Genomic DNA, 21,115 nt, shown 5'->3' on the forward strand with positions numbered 1-21,115 from the left:
CGAAATTGCGAATCGAAAGCATGGGATCGCACGTGTGAACCAGCCGGGTGAACCGGCCGGGTGAACCAGCCGTGCGGGCAGGCCGGGTGACCGGCCGTGTGAATCGGCAGTGCGGGACGAGTGCGGGACGAGAAGGTTGGGGCGGCAGCGGTGCAGCGGCGAGTGACAGGTCTGATCGCGGTGGTGTCCGCGCTGGGCATGACGGCGGCCCTCGGCGGCTGCGGCAGTTCCTCGGAATCCGGGGACGTCACGCTGCGACTGGTCGCGGCCGACTACGGCGACTCCAAGGCGAACAGCTCCCAGAAGTACTGGGACGCGCTGACCAAGGCGTACGAGGCGAAGAACCCCGGGATCAAGGTCGAGGTGAGCGTCTACTCCTGGAACGAGGTGGACGCCAAGGTCAAGGACATGGTCGCGGACGGTGACGCACCCGACATGGCGCAGATCGGCGCGTACGCCGACTACGCCGCGAAGGGCGAGCTCTACAAGGCCGACGACCTGCTCTCCATCAACACCCAGGCCGACTTCGTGACCCGGCTCAGCGAGGCCGGCGAGATAGACCGGACGCAGTACGGCATGCCGTTCGCCTCCTCGACGCGGCTGCTCTTCTACAACAAGAAGCTCTTCAGCGACGCGGGCCTCACCCCGCCGCAGACCTGGAGCCAGCTCGCGTCCGACGCCGCGGTCCTCAAGTCGCGCGGCGTGAAGTACCCGTACGCGCTGCCGCTGGGGCCCGAGGAGGCGCAGGCCGAGACGATGATGTGGCTGCTGAGCGGCGGCGACGGCTACACCGACACGGTCGGGTCGTACGGCATCGACTCCAGGCAGAACGTCGAGACCTTCACCTGGCTCAAGGAGAAACTGGTCGAGAAGGGGCTCACCGGACCCGTCGCGCCCGCGAATCTCAACCGTGCGGAGGCCTTTGCGGCGTTCACTCGCGGTGAGGTCGGGATGCTGAACGGCCACCCCACGCTGATGCAGGCCGCCGAGGCGAAGGGCGTGAAGTTCGGCATGGTGCCGATGCCCGGGGTCGACGGGCGGTCCAAGGAGACGATGGGCGTCGCCGACTGGATGATGGCGTTCAAGAAGCCCGGGCACGCCGAGCAGGTCGGGGACTTCCTCGACTACGTGTACAGCGAGAAGAACGTCCTCAAGTTCTCGCACGAGTACGACCTGCTGCCGGTGACCACGTCGGCGTCCGAGGCGATGGCGGCGGACAAGTCCGACGCGGATCTCGTCGGCTTCCTCGACGAGCTGCCCAACGCCGAGTTGTATCCCGTGGGCAAGACGTCCTGGGCGTCCGTGAGCGCGGACATCAAGCAGCAGATAGGAAAGGCCGTGGGCCCGAAGGGCAGTCCGGCGGCGATCCTGGGACAGCTGCAGCGGGCCGCCGCCGCGGAGGAGAACGCGGCGTAGCCCTGTCGGTGGCAGCGGCTACCGTGCCGGGCATGGACGACGAGGAGCTGACACCCCAGGAGCGTGCCGTCCTTGCGCTGGAGCGGCGGGGGTGGGTCACGCCGGGAGCCAAGGAGCGGGCGATACGGGAGGAGCTGGGGCTGGCCCCCGTCCGCTACTACCAGCTCCTGAACGCCCTCCTGGACGCGCCCCGGGCCCTGGCCCACGACCCCGTCACGGTCAATCGGCTGCGACGGGTGAGGGATGTGCGCCGGGGGGAGAGGGAGGGCTGAGGGCTTTTCCTCGCCCCCGCCGCCCCTACCCATTCCCGTCCCTTACTCAGGGGCTCCGCCCCCGAACCCCCAAAAGACTGCGCAGTTCCCCGCGCCCCTGAGGTATTCAGCCCCTCCGGCGTTTGAGGAGCGGGGGTTCGGGGGCTGGCCCCCGAAAGGGACGGGAATGGGTAGGGGCGGCGGGGGCGAAAGACTTCCCGGCCGCGGATAGGGTCGCAGCATGGCCAGTCACCCCGAGTCATCGTCGATGCCGACCCCCGTGACCCCGGCGGGCCGAGACGGCCTCGAAGCCATCATCGCGCGGCCCGCCAGGGCAGTCCTCGCCTTCGACTTCGACGGCACCCTCGCCCCGATCGTCCCCGACCCCGAACAGGCCCGCGCCCACCCGGACGCCGTACCCGCCCTGGCGGCACTCGCCCCGAAGGTCGCCTCCGTCGCCGTCGTCACCGGACGACCGGCCGGCGTGGCCGTACGCCACGGCGGCTTCGCCGGAGTCCCCGGCCTGGAGCACCTCGTCGTGCTCGGCCACTACGGGGCGGAACGCTGGGACGCCGTCACCGGCACCGTCCAGGCCCCCGCCCCCCACCCCGGCGTCGCCGAGGCCCGCGCCGAACTCCCCGGGTTCCTCGACGCCATCGGCGCCTGGCAGGGCACGTGGATCGAGGAGAAGGGCCGGGCCGTCGCGGTCCACACCCGCCGCGCCCAGGACCCCCAGGCCGCCTTCGAGGCCCTCCGCGAACCCCTCGCCGAACTCGCCACCCGCCACGGCCTGATCGTCGAACCGGGAAGAATGGTGCTGGAACTGCGGCCGCCCGGCATGGACAAGGGCGTCGCCCTCGGCGAGTACGTACGCGACGCCGGCGCCGAGTCGGTCATGTACTGCGGCGACGACCTCGGCGACCTCCCCGCCTTCGCCGCCGTCGACAAACTCCGCTCCGACGGCGTCCACGGCCTCCTGGTCTGCAGCGGCAGCAACGAGGTCACGGAACTGTCCGACCGCGCGGACCTGGTGGTGGACGGCCCGCAGGGAGTAGTACGCCTACTGGCTGCACTGGCGACGAAGCTGGGCTGAACCCGTGCCCCTCCAGGGCCGCGGGGAACTGCGCGATCTTTTGGCTTCTGGGCCTAACCCGCGGAGCGCAGCGCGTGCAGCTGGTCCAGGAACCACTGTGCCGGAGGCAGAGCGGTGGCAGCCGCGGCCAACCGCTTTGTCCTCTCGGCCCGTTCCCCCGCCGGCATCGTCAACGCCTCGTGCAACGCCCGGGCCGTGCCCGAAACGTCATACGGATTCACCACGACCGCGTCCTCGCCCAACTCCTCGTACGCCCCTGCCTCCCGCGAGAGCACCAGCACGCACCCGTCGTCCGACACGACCGGCACCTCCTTGGCGACGAGGTTCATGCCGTCCCGGATGGGGTTGACGAGGGCCACGTCCGCCAGCCGGTAGGAGGCCAGTGAACGTGCGAAGTCGTCCTTGAGGTTCAGCAGGACGGGGGTCCAACCGGGCGTCCCGTACTGGGAGTTGATCTCGTCCGCGACCCGCTGCACCTCGGCCGTGTAGTCGCGGTAGACCGCCAGGTCCTGCCGCGACGGGTACGCGAACGCCACGTGCACCACCCGCTCGCGCCACTCCGGGCGCTCCTCCAGCAGCTCCCGGAACGCCAGCAGCCCGCGCACGATGTTCTTGGACAGCTCGGTCCGGTCCACCCGCACGATCGCCTTACGGGCGCTGCCGTCGGGGGCCGTGCCGATCTGCTCGCGCAGTACCGCCAGCCGCTCGTCCACGTCCGGCCGGTGCGAGCGCTCGCGCAGGAAGTCCGCGTCCGCCCCGAGACCGTGCACCCCGATCCGCGTACCGGAGGGAATCCCGGGACCCAGGACGGCGTGACAGCAGTCCGTGAACGCGTCCGCCCACCGCTGGGTGAGGAACGCGGCCCGGTCCGCTCCGAGGATCCCGCCGAGCACCTTCGCCGCGATGTCGTCCGGCAGCAGCCGGAAGTACTCCGGCGGCGCCCAAGGCGTGTGCGAGAAGTGCCCGATCCGCAGGTCGGGGCGGAGCTCGCGGAGCATCCGCGGGACGAGGGTCAGGTGGTAGTCCTGCACGAGGACGGCCGCGCCCTCCGCCGCCTCCTCGGCCAGCGCCTCGGCGAAGGCGTGGTTGTACGTCTCGTACGCCGCCCACTGGCGCCGGAACTCCTTGTCGAAGACCGGCTCCAGCGGTGTCTGGTAGAGCAGGTGGTGCACGAACCACAGCGCGGAGTTGGCGATGCCGTTGTACGCGGCCTCGTGGGTGGCGGCGTCGATGTCCAGCATCCGTACGCCGTCCTCGCCCACCCCTCGTCGTACGGCCTCGCGGTCGCCGTCGCCGAGGGCCGAGCACACCCACAGGGCGCCCGCGTCCGGGCCGATCGCGGAGAGGCCGGAGACGAGGCCGCCTCCGCCGCGCTTGGCGGTGAGCGCCCCGGTCTCGTCCAGGGTGTACGAGACCGGGCCGCGGTTGGAGGCGACCAGGATGTTGTGGGTGGCGCGGGTGGAGACCATGCCTCGAAATCTAGCCCTTGGTGTAAACGCTCAAACGTTCCCCTCGCCGTGGAGGCGGGGTTGTCGGTTGGCTGCGGGCCGGTGGGGGCTGGTCGCGCCCCGCGGCGGAGCCGCAAATGTCACGGCCCCGCGCCCCTTCAAGGGGCGCGGGGAACTGCGCAATCTTTTGGCTTTAGGGGCGCGGCGCCGCAGACAACAACGGCGCACCCCGCGGAGCGCTACGCCGCCTTGCGTTCCACGTACTCCTCGATCTCCGCCATCGGCGGCCTCTCCTCCATGTCCACCGAGTACGTGCGGGGCTCGAAGCCGTGCTCGCCTCGTTCGAACTGGGTCAGGGAGGGGCGGATCATGTGGCCGCGGGCCAGGCGGAGCTGGGCGGTGCGGTAGATCGCGGCGGACATGCGGCCCAGGGCCTGGCCGTCCTGGTGGCGGTGCTTGCGGACGCCGACGTCGACCTGGGCCAGGGCGTCCAGACCCACCAGGTGCAGCGCGTCGACCAGCATGCCCAGCTCGACGCCGTACCCGACGGGGAACGGGAGCTGTTCGAGGAGGGAGCGGCGGGCCGCGTACTCCCCGCCCAGCGGCTGGACGAAGCCGGCCAGCTGCGGCCAGTGCATGTTCAGGAGCGGGCGGGCCATGAGTTCGGTGACCCGACCCCCCTGACCTGCGGCGGAGCCCAGCGGGCGGTCGTACATCGCCTTGACGAGATCCACGCCCGGTTCGGTGAGGAGCGGGCCGACGATCCCGGAGACGAAGTCCGCCGAGAACTCCTTCAGGTCCGCGTCGACGAAGGCCACGATGTCTCCGCGGGTGACGAGGAGCGAGCGCCACAGCACCTCGCCCTTGCCGGGGACGGCCGGCAGCCGGGGCAGGATCTCGTCCCGGTGCACGACACGGGCGCCCGCGTCGGCGGCGACCTCGGAGGTGCGGTCCGTCGAACCCGAGTCGATCACCACGATCTCGTCGACGAGCGGCACCTTCCTGGTCATCAGCTCACGGCGGATGATCGCGACGATCTCGCCGACGGTCTCCTCCTCGTTGAGCGCGGGCAGTACGACACTCACCGTGGAGCCGGTGGCACGCTTCGCGGCGATGAGTTGCTTGAGCGGGCGGTCCTCGACGGACCAGGAGCGCGTGCTCAGCCAGCGCTCGACGTCTTCCAGCACGTGCGGCTCTCCCTTGCGTTCATTGGGATGCGTGTGCCCGCCGCGGCCTGCAGTGTGGGTTGTGTCACTGTCATCTCGCGGTTCGGACGGCTCTCTCCACCATCCAGGCCTTCGGTTACAGTCTTGAACAACGCTGATGACCATCGCATGTCGGGGGTCGTTGCGTGCACAACCAAAACCAGAGCCAGAACCACAACTGAATACCGCTCATCCAGAGGGGCAGAGGGATACGGCCCGTTGAAGCCCCGGCAACCCTCCAGCCGGTCTCGGCCTGATCATCGTCGATCAGCGCAGCGAGGCTCCCGGCTAGGGAAGGTGCCAAATCCGTCTCACGGCGAAGTGCGTCGTGAGGAAGATGAGGAGAAAGGGCCTCGCCTCCATGGCTGCGCAGACAGTTGCAAGCACCACGAACTCCACCACCGCCGCGAACTCCGTCGACCTCGGCCCGGCCGCCGCGCTTTCCTGCCGGGAATGCGGCCACCGCGTCCCGCTCGGTCCGGTCTTCGCCTGCGAGGAGTGTTTCGGCCCGCTGGAGATCGCGTACGACTTCTCGGCCTATGACACCGAGGAGCTCCGCAAGCGGATCGAAGCGGGCCCCGCGAACATCTGGCGTTACGCGCCGCTGCTGCCCGTCCCCGCGGACGTGGCCGACAAGCCGAACATCAACCCCGGCTGGACCAAGCTCGTCCAGGCCGACAACCTCGCGCGCGAGCTGGGTGTCGACGCCGGCAAGCTCTTCGTGAAGGACGACTCCGGCAACCCGACGCACTCCTTCAAGGACCGCGTCGTCGCCCAGGCCATCGAGGCCGCGCGTGCCTTCAACTTCACCACCCTCTCCTGCTCCTCCACCGGCAACCTCGCCGGCGCGGTGGGCGCCGCCGCCGCGCGCGCCGGCTTCAGGTCCTGCGTGTTCATCCCGCACGACCTGGAGCAGGGCAAGGTCGTCATGGCCGCGGTCTACGGCGGCGAGCTCGTCGGCATCGAGGGCAACTACGACGACGTGAACCGCTTCTGCTCCGAGCTGATCGGCGACCCGGCCGGCGAGGGCTGGGGCTTCGTCAACGTCAACCTGCGGCCGTACTACGCGGAGGGCTCCAAGACCCTCGCGTACGAGATCTGTGAGCAGCTCGGCTGGCAGCTGCCCGACCAGCTGGTCGTCCCGATCGCCTCCGGCTCGCAGCTCACGAAGATCGACAAGGGTCTGCAGGAGCTGATCAAGCTCGGGCTCGTCGAGGACAAGCCGTACAAGATCTTCGGTGCGCAGGCCGAGGGCTGCTCGCCGGTGTCCGTGGCGTACAAGGCCGGGCACGATGTCGTACGGCCGCAGAAGCCGAACACGATCGCGAAGTCGCTCGCGATCGGAAACCCGGCGGACGGTCCTTACGTTCTCGATATCGCCCGGCGTACGGGTGGGGCCGTGGAGGACGTGAACGACGAGCAGGTGGTCGACGCGATCAAGTTGCTGGCGCGGACCGAGGGGATCTTTGCGGAGACCGCCGGTGGTGTGACGGTGGGGGTGGCGAAGAAGCTGATCGAGAACGGTCTGCTGGATCCGAGTCTGACCACGGTTGTCCTCAATACCGGTGATGGTCTGAAGACCCTGGACGCGGTTGCTTCCGACACGGGGCTGACCGCGACGATCCGGCCGAACCTGGATTCCTTCCGTGAGGCTGGGCTCGGTTAGTCGTTGTTCCTTCGCTGCGGGTGCGTGGGGGCTGGTCGCGCCCCGCGGCGGAGCCGCAAATGTCACTGCCCCGCGCCCCTGAAAGCCAAAGACTGCGCAGTTCCCCGCGCCCCTGAAGGGGCCACCCACTCCGACGGAGGTCCAACCCCATGAGCGTCAACGTTCGTATCCCCACCATCCTGCGCACCTACACGGGCGGCAAGGCCGAGGTTTCTGCTGAGGGTGGGACTCTTGGTGAGGTCATCTCCGATCTGGAGAAGAACCACACCGGGATCGCCGCCCGGGTCCTGGACGACCAGGGGCAGTTGCGCCGGTTCGTCAACGTGTACGTGAACGACGACGACGTCCGCTTCGAGCAGGGCCTGGAGACGGCGACGCCGGACGGTGCCGGGGTGTCGATCATTCCCGCGGTCGCCGGCGGCTGACCGTCGGGCGCCGCGCCGAGGGCTGATCATTACCTTCGGTAACGGACGTCACCGAGAGTTCATCGAATTGCCCCCTCCGTGAGAGAAGCGGAAGGGGCAATTCTGTATGGTTGAGCGCGGTACAGTTGGGGAACCTGCTTCGATCCGCACGCCGGGCGCATTGAGATCCCGCCCGAAGCCCGACAAGAAGTAGCCAAAGTGCCCCGCCTTTTTGAGCCTTTTATGGCATTCATGGGGCCCGACTTGCCCTGAATCTTCGTGAATTCTTCACATATTCCCGATCGGTCGTGCCCGGAATTCTCGTCGGATTGACCTGTTGCAGACGGCAGTTGGACGGATACATTCAGCCGCGGTCGACGCGTTCCGGCGCACACCCCCAACCGTTGGGGGGTGAGGTCTGACCCGGATCCGCGAAGTGCGGGTCTGTGCAAGGGCCAGTAATAGGGGAGTTAGGCATGGCTCAGGGCACCGTCAAATGGTTCAACGCGGAGAAGGGGTACGGCTTCATCGCGGTCGACGGTGGTGCGGATGTTTTCGTCCACTACAGCGCGATTCAGATGGACGGCTACCGCACCCTGGAAGAGGGTCAGCGGGTCGATTTTGAGATCTCGCAAGGCCAGAAGGGGCCGCAGGCGGACATGGTCCGACTGGCGACCGGCTGAAGCACGCGCCGACTTACTGCAGCGACGTTCTTCTTCCGAAGGGCTCGTACCCCACCGGGTGCGGGCCCTTCGGCACGCCCGCGCGCCGTCCGCGCCGTCCACTGCCTCTCTGCCCACTCTCTTCCCACCTGCTCCCACCTGCGGATCATCCTGAGCCGCTTGCACTCGCATGGGTCGAGTGCTAATCATTGGCGTTAGCACTCTGAAGGTGAGAGTGATAACGAGGACCGGGTCGGTGAGGCCCGCTGGCCGGGTGGGGCAAGGAACCACGAGGTCGGCAGGCCGTCCGTCGCGGGCGCGGGCGCGGTCCTGGAGATTCCACCCCAGTCCGGGAGGACCACTTCACATGGCCAAGATCATCGCGTTCGACGAGGAGGCACGGCGCGGTCTCGAGCGCGGGATGAACCAGCTCGCCGACGCCGTCAAGGTCACCCTTGGTCCCAAGGGTCGCAACGTCGTCCTCGAGAAGAAGTGGGGCGCCCCCACGATCACCAACGATGGTGTTTCCATCGCCAAGGAGATCGAGCTCGAGGACCCGTACGAGAAGATCGGCGCTGAGCTGGTCAAGGAAGTCGCCAAGAAGACGGACGACGTCGCCGGTGACGGTACGACCACCGCGACCGTTCTGGCGCAGGCGCTGGTCCGCGAGGGCCTGCGCAACGTAGCCGCCGGCGCCAACCCGATGGCTCTCAAGCGCGGTATCGAGAAGGCCGTCGAGGCCGTCTCCGGTGCCCTCCTTGAGCAGGCCAAGGATGTCGAGACCAAGGAGCAGATCGCTTCGACGGCCTCCATCTCCGCCGCCGACACCCAGATCGGCGAGCTCATCGCCGAGGCGATGGACAAGGTCGGCAAGGAAGGCGTCATCACGGTCGAGGAGTCCCAGACCTTCGGTCTGGAGCTCGAGCTCACCGAGGGTATGCGCTTCGACAAGGGCTACATCTCGGCGTACTTCGCCACCGACATGGAGCGTATGGAGGCCGTCCTCGACGACCCCTACATCCTGATCGCCAACTCGAAGATCGCCAACGTCAAGGACCTGCTCCCGCTCCTGGAGAAGGTCATGCAGTCGGGCAAGCCGCTGCTGATCATCGCCGAGGACGTCGAGGGCGAGGCCCTGTCGACCCTGGTCGTCAACAAGATCCGTGGCACCTTCAAGTCCGTCGCCGTCAAGGCTCCGGGCTTCGGTGACCGCCGCAAGGCGATGCTGAACGACATCGCCATCCTCACGGGCGGCGAGGTCATCTCCGAGGAGGTCGGCCTCAAGCTCGAGAACACGGGCCTGGAGCTGCTCGGCCGCGCTCGCAAGATCGTCATCACCAAGGACGAGACGACGATCGTCGACGGCTCGGGTTCGGCGGACCAGGTTGCCGGTCGCGTCAACCAGATCCGTGCCGAGATCGAGAACTCCGACTCGGACTACGACCGCGAGAAGCTCCAGGAGCGCCTGGCGAAGCTGGCCGGCGGCGTGGCCGTCATCAAGGCCGGTGCCGCCACCGAGGTCGAGCTCAAGGAGCGCAAGCACCGCATCGAGGACGCCGTTCGCAACGCGAAGGCGGCCGTCGAGGAGGGCATCGTCGCCGGTGGTGGCGTGGCCCTGCTCCAGGCCTCCTCGGTCTTCGAGAAGCTGGACCTGGAGGGTGACGAGGCGACCGGCGCCAACGCCGTGAAGCTCGCCCTGGAGGCCCCGCTCAAGCAGATCGCCGTCAACGGCGGCCTTGAGGGCGGTGTCATCGTCGAGAAGGTGCGCAACCTGCCCGTCGGCCACGGCCTGAACGCCGCGACCGGTGAGTACGTCGACATGATCGCCGAAGGCATCATCGACCCGGCGAAGGTCACGCGCTCTGCCCTGCAGAACGCCGCGTCCATCGCCGCGCTGTTCCTCACCACCGAGGCCGTCATCGCCGACAAGCCGGAGAAGGCCGGTGCCGGCGCCGGCGCCGGTGGCGGCATGCCGGGCGGTGACATGGACTTCTGAGCCCCGGCGCAAACAGCCAAGGCTCGGTAGTTCGTCGCAGTTCGCAGTACTTCGCATTACGCAGTACTTCGCATCACGCGAACGAGGGCGGCACCCCATTCCAGGGGTGCCGCCCTCGGGCGTTTTCGCCGGCGTTTCCGTCGGCGGTGCCTTGATCAGGCGTTCTTGAACGCGTCCCGCAGGCGCATCTCGTTGTGGCCGTTGCCGTCGTAGTCGTCCGAGTACGTCAGCGCCAGACGGCCGTTCGCGGCCAGGGCCACGGCCGGGCCGCCCTGGCCCCCGCCGGTCACCACGTTCATCCGGGTGGGAACGAGCCGGTCGGTCGCGGTCCCGTCCGCGTTGAAGCCGCGGGCCCAGACGTCGTCCTGGCCGGCGTGCAGGGTCGCGGGGTTGCCGAGGAGCACGTCGAAGGCCTCCTTCCACGCCACGACGAAGCTGCCGTCGTCGGCGACCGCCACGTCGGCGTCGGCCTGATCGGAGATCGGCCGCTTGCCGTCGACGTAGGGGCCGCTCTCGGCGGCGTCCTCGGTGGTCCGCCGGTCGGCCGCCGCGGCGACGCCGGCCGCCGAGAAGACGCGGTGCTGGATCCGCTGGTCCCGGACCAGGGTGCCGGTGCCGGTGGTGTACTCGTCCGTCCACGCCACGACGAACCGGCCGTCACCGGCCGAGGCCACCGCGGGCCTGGTCTGCTGCCCGTCCGTGAGCGAGTTGGCCACCTTGCGCGCCACGGCGAAACCGCCCGAGGTGGTCAGCTTCGCCACCCCGACGTTGAGGCCGCCGTTGCCGTCAGCGTCCTCCTCCCAGGCGACCACCATGTTCCCGGCGTCGTCGATCGCCGCGTCGGGCCGGCGGTTGGACCCGGCCGCACCGGAGTTGATCGTGCTGACCTGGACGTCCTGGTAGCGCGCGGCACCGGTCGGCGACCAGCTGCTCGCGTACACCTGGTTGAGCGTCGAACCGTCGGCCGTGGACTCCCAGGCGACGCCGTAGGAACCGTCGCCGGCCACCGCGACCGTCGGCCGCAGCTGGTCACCGTCACCGGAGGCGTGCGGGCGCGGCAGGGTGGTGATCGTGCCGGCCGGGGTGATCCGGCGCACGGCGATGTCGGCGTACTTGTTGCCGTCGTCGTCCTTGGCCCAGACGACGATCGCGTTGCCCTGGTCGTCCACGCCGACGTCGGGCTTCTGGTGCGACCAGGTGGTACCGGTCCCGCTGTTGCTCAGCAGCTTCTCGTCCCAGAGGGGTACGCCGTCCTTGTACATGCGGATGTACACGTCGGTGCCCAGCTCGGTGTCCGAGGCGTCGTGCCGGTCGCCCTGCTCGTACACGACCGCCGTGTAGACGGCGGAGGTGCCGCCGGAGGCGACGGCGCTGTAGTGCTGGTCGCCGTTCGCGTTCACGTTGACGCGGGAGTAGTGCTGGGACGTCGATCCGTACTTCGTGGAGTCGATGTCGACCACGAGGGCGCGGGCCTTGTTGAAGTTGGCGACGAACGCCTGGTAGGTCCCCGCGTCGTCGATGCGCAGGATCGTCTCGTCGTTGGTCTTCAGCGAGCCCGCGGTCCAGTTGTGGGAGCCCGTGTACACGTGCTGGACCTGGGTGCCGTCGGCCTTCTTCCACTCCGTCAGCAGGTACTTGGAGTGCACGGTGCCGCGGTTGCAGGACGACGTCGCCGTGGCCTTGTAGCGGCAGCCGCCGGGGCGGTTGCCGTAGGCCGGGACGTCGAGGCCGGCGAGTTCGTTGACGCCGTTGTTGCCGCCGCCGTCGCTGAGGTCGCGGACGTTCGCCTCGATGGCGCAGCCTTCGGTCCGCTTGGTCTCCAGGGCCTCGTAGACAGCGGGGCGGGTGGAGCGCTGGTCGAGCTCGGCCGCCGCGATCCTGATCTTGCCGTCGCGCTCGCAGTCGACCTGGTCGATGAACGAGGCGAGGATGTCGGCGTTGCCGTAGTGAGTGGCGTCCGAGGCCGTGTCGCGCGGGGAGAAGTACGCCTCGACCGGGGAGCTCGGGTCGCCGGTGGTGTGGTCGTACGTCGTGTGCAGGCTGTCGCCGGCGTGCTCGACCTGGTCGTTGAAGTGGTTGCGGTACCGGGTGGCGAGGGTCGCGTTGTTCGCCACGACGACCGCGTTGTTGATCTCGCCGTCCTGGCCGCCCGCGAGGTTCTGCGAGCTCTGCCAGACGACGTTCTTGCGGCCGTCGGTGAGCGCGTCGAGCACCATGTACTTGTCGTGGTTGATCGCCCGCGTGTCGCCCGAGCCGTTGCCGAGGCAGCCGTTGCTGCACCGGGTGAGGGTCGAGTCGCCCGTCAGCGGCAGCTGGCTCAGGTCGCCGGAGTTCACGCTCTCCGCGACGATGCGCAGGGTCACACCCCGCGCCTGCGCGGCGGCGAGCTTCTCCCGCAGGGTCGCGCTGCTGAACCAGTACATCCCCATATAGAGGGTCGAGTCCGGCGCCGCGAGGTCGATCAGTTCACCGGCGCCGGTGCTGATCGAGTAGTCGTAGGCGCCCGTGGGCTTCGGGTAGTTGAAGACCGAGGTGTAGTTCCCGGAGACGACCGTCTCCGCCTGTGCGGTGGTCGTCGGAGCGAGCAGTGTGGCTCCGAGGGCGAGGGGGACGGCGAGAGCGGCCGTCCACCGTATCTGTCTACCCATCTGTTCCCTTGCGTTCGAATGGTGTTGGTGACCACCACACTTTATAGATCACGCGCGCGAACGGGTCGGCCTTGATCGGGGTGCGGAGGTGTGGCCGGGATCACGGAGGGTCGGCGGCGGGAAAGCGGAATGTCCTGGTCACCGGGGTGGTTGATGCGAGGAGTGGTCCATGCGTATGCACATACCAACGGGGATGCGCATACGTACGCACGGATCCGCAGACCGACCGAACCGCTCGACCGAACCGCTCGACCACTCCATCCCCCAGAGGAGCCCCTACGTGACTGTCGCCCCCTCCGCCTCCCGCGCGGCCGAGATCCTTTCCCGGCCCGTTTCCATCAACGGCCTGACCGTTCCGAACCGGATCGCGATGGCGCCGATGACCCGGCAGTTCTCGCCGGGCGGTGTTCCGGGGGAGGACGTGGCGTCGTACTACGCGCGCCGTGCCGCCGCCGGGGTCGGCCTGATCGTCACCGAGGGCACGTACGTGGGCCACGACTCGGCCGGGCAGAGCGACCGGGTCCCGCGCTTCCACGGGGCGGAGCAGCTGGCCGGGTGGGCGAAGGTCGCCGAGGCCGTGCACGCGGCGGGCGGGAAGATCGTGCCGCAGCTGTGGCACATCGGGAGTGTGCGCAGGGCCGGCGAGCCGCCGTTCGCGGACGCCCCGTCCGTCAGCCCGTCCGGTATCCACACGGAGGGCGCCGAGGTCACCGGCAAGGCCATGACCCGCCAGGACCTGGACGACGTCATCCAGGCCTTCGCCGAGGCCGCTGCCGCCGCCGAGCGCATCGGCTTCGACGGGGTCGAACTGCACGGTGCGCACGGCTACCTGATCGACCAGTTCCTGTGGTCGGGCACGAACCGCCGCACGGACGCGTACGGCGGTGACCTCGTCGCCCGGGCGCAGTTCGCCGCGGAGATCGTGGCGGCGGTGCGTGCCGCCGTCTCGCCGTCCTTCCCGATCATCTTCCGCTTCTCGCAGTGGAAGCAGCAGGCCTACGAAGCACGTCTCGCCCAGACGCCGGAGGAGCTGGAGGCGCTGCTGGCCCCGCTCGCCGCGGCCGGTGTGGACGCCTTCCACGCCTCCACCCGCCGCTACTGGCTCCCGGAGTTCGACGGCTCGGACCTGAACCTGGCCGGCTGGACGAAGAAGCTGACGGGCAAGCCGGTCATCACCGTCGGCTCGGTCGGCCTCGACGGCGACTTCCTCAAGGGTTTCCAGGGCGAGGGCGCCCCGGCCAGGGGCATCGACGACCTGCTGGACCGCCTGGAGAGCGACGAGTTCGACATGGTGGCCGTGGGCCGCGCGCTGCTCCAGGACCCGGAGTGGGCGGCGAAGGTCCTCGACGGCCGGTTCGACGAGCTGGGGGCGTACGACGCGGCGGCGCTGGGCTCACTCAGCTGAGCCGACCAACACTGATGGCTGTTGTACGCCGAGGGCGGCGCCCTTCTCGCGGGGTGCCGCCCTCGGGCGTCCCGCGGGTGGGTCAGGAAGCGGCCTCCTGACGGTCCTCTTCCTCCAGCTGGGCCATGAACTCGTCGTGGGACATGGCTGCCCCGGACGGAGCGGCCTCACGGGCCTGCGCTTCGGCGATGTCCGCCTCGTCCCGCAACCGCTGCGGCTCTTCCGGTCCGCTCGTCGGGATGGGTACGGCGGCGGACTTGCCGTGCTCACCGGTGGGAGAGTGCGGTCGGCTCACTCTGGCTGTTCCTTCGTCGGCGCGCGTGGGCCGTCAGTCCGCGTAGTCCTTGAGCTTCTCGGTTTTCAGGGTGATGCCGACGGGTTCGGGGATCTCCACGATGGATCCCCACGGGTAGGAGGGAGCCTGCTGGTAGCGGCCGTCCTTCGGCTCGCTGAACACGGTGACGGTGTTGTTGTCGCGGTCGATCAGGAGGTAGACGGGGATGTCGGCCTCCGCGTAGCCGACGGGCTTGTCGATGCGGTCGCGCTGGTCGGTGTCGCGGTCGTGGGAGGTGATTTCGACGGCCATGAGAGCGCCGTCGGTCTCGGACCACTCGCCGTCGTCCCTGAAGTGATCCACCGGCGCCAGGAAGCCGTCCGTACGTGCGCGGCCCTTGCGGTAGGCCTCCGCCTTGACGCCCCGCTCGGGCGCGAGGTCCAGGTCGGGGCGTTGCTGCATGCACTGGCGGAGGAGCCACATAAAGATCGACGTGTGTTTGCCGTCCGGCATTGCCTTGACCCTTAGTTTTCCGTTGATGTACTCAAGCCGCACGGTCTCGGGTGCCTGGCTCTCCAGCTCCTCGAAGTCCTCGACGTCGAGCGGGTACTTGCTGGACAGGCGCCCTTCGAGGAATTCGAGCTGCACGCGCTTCGGCGCCTTGCGGGCAAGCTCTTCGAAGTCCTCGACGGACATCTGCGGGTGTTCGGTGGTGCCAGGGGTCATGGTTTTGCCTCCTCCCTTCCATCGTGCCCCGGCTGTGTGCCTTCGGACTGTTGGAGCGGTCATAGGCGTGGCCTTTCTCGTCGGTCGACCATCGCCGCGCGGGCCGCGGCGGCGTGGGCGTGGACTGCGGTGGATGTCAGGGGGACGGACGGCCCAGGTGGCACCGCCTCGCCCCGGCACGGGCCGCAGATGCCACCTGGCAGGGCCTCGGGGCGGCCCGGTGTGCCGCACTTGGCGCACTCCAGTACGCGGAGGGGTGGGCGTCGCGGCGGAGTCGGTTCCGGTTCCTGTTCCTGTTCCGGGGGGAGCTTCGTGGTGAGGCGGGTGCGGACGATGGCCGCCGGGCTGTGGACCGGGACCGGGAGGCCCGCCGTCAGGGCCCGGAGTACGTGTTCGTCGGTCGCGCCCCTCGCGAACCACTCCGTGACGAGCGGGGCGAGGTCCTCGCACGCTCTGGCGGACAGGGACAGTGACGGGGTCGTACGGCCGAGCGCCGCGAGCAGGATGTACGCGCGGGAGCGGGTGGGGCCGCCCCGCCCGGAAGGGGGTTCCTGCGATTCCTTCGGTACGTCGCCCCGCGTGAACGCCGCCCACCAGTCGTCGTCGCGCGCCGTTCGCGAGAACCACGTTCGGGTGATCCAGCGGGGGCTTCCCGAGTCGGCCAGGTGTTCGCGGCCTCGGCGCAAGTGCCCTGCCCGCTGGAGGTTGTTGAGGGCGCTGCGGAGTGCGCACTGGCCGTACGGGAGCGTCTTGGCCAGCGTCTTTACGGAGATGTCGGCGCCACCGGGGAGGCGGTCGATGTACGCGGCGACGGCCGCTTCTCGGGGTGGGAGGTGCGCGAAGTCGTGCGCCGTACGGGGGAGTTGGCCCGGGGCGGCGCGTTTTCCGTAACCCGGATTGGCCATGGGGTGTGGGAGTGCGTGCGCAGGGGAGAAGGCAGCACTAAGCTTGGCGTCAGCCATGGGATCGAACTTGTCCTTCGATCTCGTAGGTCAAGCCCCCGCAGGTGTTGCTAGCACCTGGCGGGGGCTGTTCGTTATCCGGGCACGCTAGACTCTCGTGACTGTCCGTGGCAAGCCGGTCGCGTCGAGTCAACTCACAGGGAGGGTGGGTGGGTTGAGACCCACCACCCAATCCTCAGAAGCAGGGCTCGAAGCTCGACGCTTGAGCTTCGGGGCGACGGCTGCCTAGTCCTGCTTGAGGTTCGCGACGAACGCCGACCATGCCTCGGCCCGGAACGCGAGCTTCGGGCCGAGCGGGTTCTTGGAGTCGCGTACGGGGACGAGGGTGGGGTGGCCGGGGGCCACTTCCAGGCAGTTGCCGCCGCTGCCGTCGCTGTGAGTCGACTTGCGCCAGCGGGCGACTTCGAGGCAGTCGCCGCCGTCGCCAGCGCTGTAGCTGGACTTGAACCAGATGGCGGAGGGCAGGTCGTACTCACGGGTGCTGGTCTTCATGCTCGTAATCCTGCGCCACTGACTCCACCAGGGCCAAGGAACCCTGAGGCGGAAGTGCTGCCGCTTGGAGGAGGCTGAACGTGAGGGCGTGACGGGCAACTGTGGCGGGGTCGTCCAGCAGTTTGCCCATGTCCAGCCCCTCGACGAAGCAGAGCGGCGGGGCGTCTGCGAACTCCATGAGTTTCAAGGAGCCGCCCATTCCGGCATGTGCTTCGGCGTCAAACGGCAGCACCTGCATGATGATCCGGTGGCGACGCGCCAGGTCTGCCACATGGCGCAGGGCCTCTGCCATCGCCGCCGCTCCACCGACCGGTCGCCGGAGCGCAGCCTCATCGAGGACTACCCACAACAACGGGGTTGTTGGATCGCCGAGGAGGCGGGCACGTTCCATTCGGGTCGTCACCAGCTCTTCGATCTCGGCGCCCGAGGCCGTCGGCCGATAGGAGCGGAACAGCGCTGAGGCGTACGCCGGGGTCTGCAACAGGCCGGGGATCAATAGCGGTAGGTAGTGCCTGATGGCCGTAGCAACTGCCTCGGCCTCCGCTGCCTCTTCGAAGTGATCCGGGTACTTGGACTTGGCCAGAGCTGAGCAGTTGCGCTCGAAGAAGCCGTTCGTGTCGAGGATCTCGTCTATCTGGGCGGCGTATTCGAGCTGGAGGCGTCGAGTCCCGGCCTCCAACTGGCCGATGAACGAACCGCTGACGAACAAGGGCTCGCCCAGTTCGCTCTGGCTGAGGCCCTTGCTCTCGCGGGCGTGGCGCAACTCGGCGCCGATCAGCGCGCGAGGTGACGAGGACGGGTCAAGGTCCTTCGATCCAGGCATGTGCAACTCCCTGTCCGACAGGAGGGGTTGTTGGGGCGCCGTCTCTGGCCAGGTTAGAGCCGGGATGGCCACGCTGTGTGGTGAACGTGAACACTCAGAGTGGAGGCTGGGCGCGATGGAGATGACGTCGAGTGAGCGGGTGCTGTCGACGGAGGACGCGGTGGCGTGCCTTCGGGCGGCCCTGGAGGGGGCGGGCGTCGCGCTGCCGTCGCTGGGCGTCGACCCGGTGACGGCGGCCACCGGCGAACCGTACGCACTGGTGGAGTTGGGGCGGTGCAACGTACGGACGGCGGTCCGGCTGGCCGACGCGCTGCGCGGGGCGGCGGCGGGTGGGGACGCGTGAGCCGGGAGTACGCGGTCGACCTGCGCGACGGGCGGGTCGGGCAGGTCATGGGGCGCGAGGGCGGATACGTACAGCTGCGGCCCGTGGGTGGCGGTCGGGAGTGGGACTGTCCGCCGGAGGCGGTGGGCGAGGCTCCGGTGGGGGAGGTGTTGCGCGCGCGGGTGCGGCGGCTCAACTGGGAGGGGCGGCTGCCGTGACCGGGTGGGCGGCCGGACTACGGGCCCGTCGGCGGGGCGACGACCAACTCGGTGTCCGGGTCGTGGTCGGTCCACGGAGGGCCGGCGACGATCAGGGTGGCCCGGGCCCACGGCTGTTCCCGCAGCATGAACGGCAGTTCCTCCAGCAGCCAGTTGGCCACGTGCTTCCGCTGCTCGGGGGAGTCACCGTCGCGGACGGAGAGCAGGCGCTCCTGCTCGTCGAGGTCGCCCTGCATCCACACCGAGGCGTCCAGCCACGGGGCGAGCTCCTCGCGGATGACGCCGGTGCCCTCGACCCAGATGACGTCGGCACCGGCGGGGACGGTGATCGATCCGGGCCGGTCGTGGGTGATCCAGGGAGCAGGGCGGAAGTCCACCGACTCACCCCGGTGCAAGGGGCGCAGGATGTTCTCGACGAGCGCGGCGCCCCAGTCGAAGCAGGCGTGGTTCCAGGCGATGTCGTCGGTGTGCACGACGGCGGAGTCGGGCACCGCCCTGCGCAGCCGCTCGGCCAGGGTCGTCTTGCCGGCGCCGCCCCGGCCGTCGATCGCGATCACCCGCGGACGTCCGGTGACGCCGGGTGATGCCGAGCGCAGCTGCCGGACGGCGTCGAGCACGTTCACCGTCCGCCAGCCGGCGGCCTCGGTCTCGCCCGGGTGCAGACGCATCGCCAACCCGTCTCACACGTCCCGTCTCACACGTCCGGCCCTACACGTTCCGTCTCAGACGTCGTACTCGTCCGGGATGCGCATCCCGGGGCCGCCGACCTGCATGCCGCGCGGGGTCGCGCGGTCCTTCGGCTCCTCCCATGCCTCCTGGCGGCCGAGCGCGGTGAGGTCGAGCCAGCGGTAGCCGTTGTGGAACTCCTCGATGCCACGGCCGAAGGTCGAGTAGGTGTGGAACACCTCGTCGCCCACCCGCAGGAACGCGCTGATGCCCGGCCAGTCGCCGCGCAGGTTCTCCGACCAGGGCATTCCGGCCGCGGCGAGTTCGGCCTCGGTGTAGTGGAAGACCTGGACGGGCGCGACGCGGTCGTCGACCGTCGCGTGGAAGTCGTAGTTGAAGTCGCCACCGGCCGAGGAGTACCAGGGGAACGTCCAGCCCATCCGCTCGCGGTACGCGGCGAGCTTCGCGTACGGCGCGCGCGTCACCGCGACCAGCGTCGTGTCGCGGGCGTGCAGCTGCCGCAGGCCGGCGATGCCGTCGGCGGCGGAGGAGCAGCTGGGGCAGCCCGTGTCGCGGGGGTGTTCGTTGCCGTCGGCGTCGATGTCGTACGTCCACATGAAGTGGTGCATGACCAGCTGGGGCCGCCCCTCGAACAGGTCGGGCAGCGACACGGTCCCGTCCGGGCCCTCGAAGGTGTACGGCTTGTCGACGCGGACCATCGGCAGGCGCCGCCGGTCGGCGTTCACCCGGTCGCGTGCCCGGGTGAGCTCCTTCTCCTTCGCCAGCAGCTCCTTGCGGGCCGCGAGCCACTCCTCGCGCGACACCACCTCGGGCAGGTTCCCCATCGTCGCCATCGCGGACCTCCCAGCTGCTCTCGCCGCTGTCCTGGTTACTGCTCGCGGCTCCCTGCTCCCGTCGGACTCAAGGCTCGACGAACACGACCGTCTCGTCGAGCGGAGCCCGGCCCGTACGGGTGTATCCCAATGTGGTGTCCTCGAACCCGATCGACATGCCGCAGAAGAGGATGAGCTCGTCCGGGGGTGCCAGAACCTCCGCGACGGTCCGGTGGTACTTCGCCCACGCCATCTGCGTACAGCTGTGCAGCCCTTCGGCGCGGAGCAGCAGCATGACCGTCTGCAGAAACATGCCGACGTCGGACCACTGGGCCGGGCCCAGGTCGCGGTCGATGTAGCAGAAGAGGGCGGCGGGCGCGCCGAAGCACTCCCAGTTCGCGGCGGCCGCCCGCTGGCGCGCCTCCAGGTCCTCGCGCGGAATGCCGAGTGCGCCGTAGCGCTGCTCACCGAAGGCGGACCGGCGTTCCCGGTACGGGGACTTGAGCGCGGGCGGGTACATCTCGTACTCCGGCTCGTCCCAGGGGTCGCCCGCGGACAGGCGCTCACCGGCGCGCTTCTTGAGCTCGGCCAGCGGACCGCCGGTCAGCACGTAGGCGTGCCACGGCTGGAGGTTCGACGCGGACGGCGCCCAGGCCGCGGTGGACAGTACGCGCTCCAGGGCCTCCCTCGGGACATACCGGTCGGTGAACTCGCGCACCGCCCGTCGGCTCGTGACCGCCTCATAGACGTCCAAGGCCGCCTACCTCCCATCTGCTCGCCGCTGCTCGACGCTGCTCCACGTCACTGGTTTCATCGTCTTACCCACGACGGTATCATTCGATACCTTCTCGTGTTTAACTGTCTTCGAGTACGAATCCTCTGCCCCCGGCCTCCGCCCGGGCACCGTTCCTTGGAGAAAGCGCATGACCACGCTGCTGCACATCGACTCGTCCGTGCTCCCCGGCGAGGCGTCCTCGTCCCGTTCGGTCGCGGACGCCTTCCGCAAGGCCTGGGAGGAGCAGCACCCGGAGGGCACGGTGATCCACCGCGACCTCGCCGCCGACCCGGTCCCGCACATCACCGCCGCCGCCTGGTCCGCCGGCTTCACGGACCCGTCCGAGCGCACCCCGGAGCAGGCCGCCGCGTTCGGCGAGCGCGTGCGGCTCATGGAGGAGTTGGAGCGGGCGGACGTCGTCCTGATCGGCGCCCCGATGCACAACTACTCGATCCCGTCGACCCTCAAGGCGTGGCTGGACAACGTGTTCCTGCTCGGTCGTACGGCGGGTGAGGCCCCCTCCGCCCAGGGCACCCCGGTCGTCGTCGTCGCCAGCCGCGGCGGCTCCTACGCGCCGGGCACCCCGCGCGAGGGCTTCGAGTTCGTGCAGAACTACCTGGAGGTCGTCCTCCAGGGTGCCCTCGGCCTGGACCTCGAATTCATCGTCCCGGAACTCACCATGGCCCCCCGCAACCCCGCCATGTCCGAGCTGATCCCCCTGTACGAGGCCTCGCGCGAGCGCGCCTTCGCGGACGCGACCGCCAAGGCCAAGGCGCTCGCGGAACGCCTCGCCGCGTAAACCGCCCCCGGGCAGTGGGTCGTGGGCCGTG

General features: G+C 69.2%; 22 protein-coding genes and 1 riboswitch. Of the genes, 11 read left to right on the plus strand and 11 right to left on the minus strand.

Annotation, left to right across the window (positions count from 1 at the left end; genetic code table 11):
• The first annotated feature begins 150 nt into the window (after positions 1-150).
• The 3 genes from ACZ5VQ_RS19270 (at position 151) to otsB (ending at position 2,760) form a co-directional block, all read left to right on the plus strand.
• Positions 151-1,416 carry an ABC transporter substrate-binding protein gene (locus tag ACZ5VQ_RS19270; protein WP_469105932.1) on the plus strand — a complete coding sequence of 422 codons (1,266 nt, stop codon included), beginning with the start codon at positions 151-153 and terminating at the stop codon, positions 1,414-1,416.
• Between the two features lie 32 nt (positions 1,417-1,448).
• Positions 1,449-1,688 (plus strand): DUF3263 domain-containing protein, encoded by a 240-nt coding sequence (locus ACZ5VQ_RS19275; RefSeq protein ID WP_469105933.1) that lies wholly within the window; start codon positions 1,449-1,451, stop codon positions 1,686-1,688.
• A gap of 220 nt (positions 1,689-1,908) precedes the next feature.
• The gene (otsB, locus tag ACZ5VQ_RS19280) at positions 1,909-2,760 is read left to right on the plus strand and encodes a trehalose-phosphatase (RefSeq protein WP_469105934.1); all 852 of its coding nucleotides are present in this window, start codon (positions 1,909-1,911) and stop codon (positions 2,758-2,760) included.
• 53 nt (positions 2,761-2,813) lie between these two features.
• Here the strand turns inward: otsB and ACZ5VQ_RS19285 are convergent, their stop codons facing one another.
• The gene (locus tag ACZ5VQ_RS19285) at positions 2,814-4,229 is read right to left on the minus strand and encodes an alpha,alpha-trehalose-phosphate synthase (UDP-forming) (RefSeq protein ID WP_469105935.1); all 1,416 of its coding nucleotides are present in this window, start codon (positions 4,227-4,229) and stop codon (positions 2,814-2,816) included.
• A 218-nt stretch (positions 4,230-4,447) separates the two neighbouring features.
• Entirely contained in the window at positions 4,448-5,395 is a 948-nt protein-coding gene (locus ACZ5VQ_RS19290) for a glucosyl-3-phosphoglycerate synthase (protein ID WP_469105936.1), read from the minus strand.
• Positions 5,396-5,599: 204 nt separating this feature from the next.
• Positions 5,600-5,757: riboswitch (SAM riboswitch) on the plus strand.
• Between the two features lie 17 nt (positions 5,758-5,774).
• On the opposite strand from ACZ5VQ_RS19290, the gene thrC reads away from it, so the two are divergent.
• From thrC to groL, 4 genes are all read left to right on the plus strand, one after another.
• Positions 5,775-7,079: a threonine synthase gene (gene thrC / locus ACZ5VQ_RS19295; protein WP_469105937.1), complete on the plus strand. Its 1,305-nt coding sequence runs from the start codon at positions 5,775-5,777 to the stop codon at positions 7,077-7,079.
• Between the two features lie 149 nt (positions 7,080-7,228).
• Positions 7,229-7,504 (plus strand): MoaD/ThiS family protein, encoded by a 276-nt coding sequence (locus ACZ5VQ_RS19300; protein ID WP_362084273.1) that lies wholly within the window; start codon positions 7,229-7,231, stop codon positions 7,502-7,504.
• A 455-nt stretch (positions 7,505-7,959) separates the two neighbouring features.
• On the plus strand, positions 7,960-8,166 hold the full coding sequence (locus tag ACZ5VQ_RS19305) for a cold-shock protein (protein ID WP_007493268.1): 207 nt from the start codon (positions 7,960-7,962) through the stop codon (positions 8,164-8,166).
• 346 nt (positions 8,167-8,512) lie between these two features.
• Positions 8,513-10,141, plus strand: a complete 1,629-nt coding sequence (gene groL, locus ACZ5VQ_RS19310) for a chaperonin GroEL (protein ID WP_055617458.1) — start codon at positions 8,513-8,515, stop codon at positions 10,139-10,141.
• 155 nt (positions 10,142-10,296) lie between these two features.
• Here groL and ACZ5VQ_RS19315 read toward each other — a convergent pair whose 3' ends face one another.
• Positions 10,297-12,789, minus strand: coding sequence for a phospholipase D-like domain-containing protein (locus ACZ5VQ_RS19315; protein WP_469105938.1), 2,493 nt, complete (start codon positions 12,787-12,789; stop codon positions 10,297-10,299).
• Between the two features lie 280 nt (positions 12,790-13,069).
• On the opposite strand from ACZ5VQ_RS19315, the gene ACZ5VQ_RS19320 reads away from it, so the two are divergent.
• Positions 13,070-14,194 carry an NADH:flavin oxidoreductase gene (locus tag ACZ5VQ_RS19320; RefSeq protein ID WP_469105939.1) on the plus strand — a complete coding sequence of 375 codons (1,125 nt, stop codon included), beginning with the start codon at positions 13,070-13,072 and terminating at the stop codon, positions 14,192-14,194.
• 82 nt (positions 14,195-14,276) lie between these two features.
• Here the strand turns inward: ACZ5VQ_RS19320 and ACZ5VQ_RS19325 are convergent, their stop codons facing one another.
• From ACZ5VQ_RS19325 to ACZ5VQ_RS19345, 5 genes are all read right to left on the minus strand, one after another.
• Positions 14,277-14,489 carry a hypothetical protein gene (locus ACZ5VQ_RS19325; RefSeq protein ID WP_469105940.1) on the minus strand — a complete coding sequence of 71 codons (213 nt, stop codon included), beginning with the start codon at positions 14,487-14,489 and terminating at the stop codon, positions 14,277-14,279.
• Between the two features lie 33 nt (positions 14,490-14,522).
• Positions 14,523-15,194, minus strand: coding sequence for a Uma2 family endonuclease (locus ACZ5VQ_RS19330; protein ID WP_469105941.1), 672 nt, complete (start codon positions 15,192-15,194; stop codon positions 14,523-14,525).
• A 59-nt stretch (positions 15,195-15,253) separates the two neighbouring features.
• A complete protein-coding gene (locus ACZ5VQ_RS19335; RefSeq protein ID WP_469105942.1) occupies positions 15,254-16,156 on the minus strand; it encodes a hypothetical protein in 903 nt (300 codons plus the stop codon).
• 225 nt (positions 16,157-16,381) lie between these two features.
• Complete coding sequence (locus tag ACZ5VQ_RS19340; protein WP_469105943.1) at positions 16,382-16,648, minus strand: DUF397 domain-containing protein; 267 nt, start codon at positions 16,646-16,648, stop codon at positions 16,382-16,384.
• A complete protein-coding gene (locus ACZ5VQ_RS19345; protein ID WP_469105944.1) occupies positions 16,629-17,471 on the minus strand; it encodes a helix-turn-helix domain-containing protein in 843 nt (280 codons plus the stop codon). The genes ACZ5VQ_RS19340 and ACZ5VQ_RS19345 overlap by 20 nt, the downstream gene beginning before the upstream one ends.
• Before the next feature lie 115 nt (positions 17,472-17,586).
• On the opposite strand from ACZ5VQ_RS19345, the gene ACZ5VQ_RS19350 reads away from it, so the two are divergent.
• Positions 17,587-17,814, plus strand: a complete 228-nt coding sequence (locus tag ACZ5VQ_RS19350) for a hypothetical protein (RefSeq protein ID WP_469105945.1) — start codon at positions 17,587-17,589, stop codon at positions 17,812-17,814.
• On the plus strand, positions 17,811-18,011 hold the full coding sequence (locus tag ACZ5VQ_RS19355) for a hypothetical protein (RefSeq protein ID WP_055616380.1): 201 nt from the start codon (positions 17,811-17,813) through the stop codon (positions 18,009-18,011). Before ACZ5VQ_RS19350 ends, ACZ5VQ_RS19355 begins: the two co-directional genes overlap by 4 nt.
• A gap of 17 nt (positions 18,012-18,028) precedes the next feature.
• Here the strand turns inward: ACZ5VQ_RS19355 and ACZ5VQ_RS19360 are convergent, their stop codons facing one another.
• From ACZ5VQ_RS19360 to ACZ5VQ_RS19370, 3 genes are all read right to left on the minus strand, one after another.
• Positions 18,029-18,679, minus strand: a complete 651-nt coding sequence (locus ACZ5VQ_RS19360) for a uridine kinase family protein (protein WP_469105946.1) — start codon at positions 18,677-18,679, stop codon at positions 18,029-18,031.
• 54 nt (positions 18,680-18,733) lie between these two features.
• Positions 18,734-19,531 (minus strand): DUF899 domain-containing protein, encoded by a 798-nt coding sequence (locus ACZ5VQ_RS19365; RefSeq protein ID WP_469105947.1) that lies wholly within the window; start codon positions 19,529-19,531, stop codon positions 18,734-18,736.
• Between the two features lie 67 nt (positions 19,532-19,598).
• Entirely contained in the window at positions 19,599-20,264 is a 666-nt protein-coding gene (locus ACZ5VQ_RS19370; protein WP_469105948.1) for a nitroreductase, read from the minus strand.
• 169 nt (positions 20,265-20,433) lie between these two features.
• Here ACZ5VQ_RS19370 and ACZ5VQ_RS19375 point away from each other — a divergent pair, with 169 nt between their 5' ends.
• Positions 20,434-21,084: an FMN-dependent NADH-azoreductase gene (locus tag ACZ5VQ_RS19375; RefSeq protein WP_469105949.1), complete on the plus strand. Its 651-nt coding sequence runs from the start codon at positions 20,434-20,436 to the stop codon at positions 21,082-21,084.
• The last annotated feature ends 31 nt before the right edge of the window (positions 21,085-21,115 follow it).

The sequence above is a fragment of the Streptomyces sp. NPDC033178 genome (assembly GCF_055577685.1).

Bases quoted from the DNA above. Each gene is read 5' to 3' on its own strand.
- ACZ5VQ_RS19350 (WP_469105945.1), top strand. From the start codon at position 17,587: ATGGAGATGACGTCGAGTGAGCGGGTGCTGTCGACGGAGGACGCGGTG.
- ACZ5VQ_RS19315 (WP_469105938.1), bottom strand. From the start codon at position 12,789: ATGGGTAGACAGATACGGTGGACGGCCGCTCTCGCCGTCCCCCTCGCC.
- ACZ5VQ_RS19365 (WP_469105947.1), bottom strand. From the start codon at position 19,531: ATGGCGACGATGGGGAACCTGCCCGAGGTGGTGTCGCGCGAGGAGTGG.
- ACZ5VQ_RS19340 (WP_469105943.1), bottom strand. From the start codon at position 16,648: ATGAAGACCAGCACCCGTGAGTACGACCTGCCCTCCGCCATCTGGTTC.
- ACZ5VQ_RS19345 (WP_469105944.1), bottom strand. From the start codon at position 17,471: ATGCCTGGATCGAAGGACCTTGACCCGTCCTCGTCACCTCGCGCGCTG.
- groL (WP_055617458.1), top strand. From the start codon at position 8,513: ATGGCCAAGATCATCGCGTTCGACGAGGAGGCACGGCGCGGTCTCGAG.
- ACZ5VQ_RS19360 (WP_469105946.1), bottom strand. From the start codon at position 18,679: ATGCGTCTGCACCCGGGCGAGACCGAGGCCGCCGGCTGGCGGACGGTG.
- otsB (WP_469105934.1), top strand. From the start codon at position 1,909: ATGGCCAGTCACCCCGAGTCATCGTCGATGCCGACCCCCGTGACCCCG.
- ACZ5VQ_RS19275 (WP_469105933.1), top strand. From the start codon at position 1,449: ATGGACGACGAGGAGCTGACACCCCAGGAGCGTGCCGTCCTTGCGCTG.
- ACZ5VQ_RS19330 (WP_469105941.1), bottom strand. From the start codon at position 15,194: ATGACCCCTGGCACCACCGAACACCCGCAGATGTCCGTCGAGGACTTC.
- ACZ5VQ_RS19305 (WP_007493268.1), top strand. From the start codon at position 7,960: ATGGCTCAGGGCACCGTCAAATGGTTCAACGCGGAGAAGGGGTACGGC.
- ACZ5VQ_RS19285 (WP_469105935.1), bottom strand. From the start codon at position 4,229: ATGGTCTCCACCCGCGCCACCCACAACATCCTGGTCGCCTCCAACCGC.
- thrC (WP_469105937.1), top strand. From the start codon at position 5,775: ATGGCTGCGCAGACAGTTGCAAGCACCACGAACTCCACCACCGCCGCG.
- ACZ5VQ_RS19335 (WP_469105942.1), bottom strand. From the start codon at position 16,156: ATGGCTGACGCCAAGCTTAGTGCTGCCTTCTCCCCTGCGCACGCACTC.
- ACZ5VQ_RS19300 (WP_362084273.1), top strand. From the start codon at position 7,229: ATGAGCGTCAACGTTCGTATCCCCACCATCCTGCGCACCTACACGGGC.
- ACZ5VQ_RS19375 (WP_469105949.1), top strand. From the start codon at position 20,434: ATGACCACGCTGCTGCACATCGACTCGTCCGTGCTCCCCGGCGAGGCG.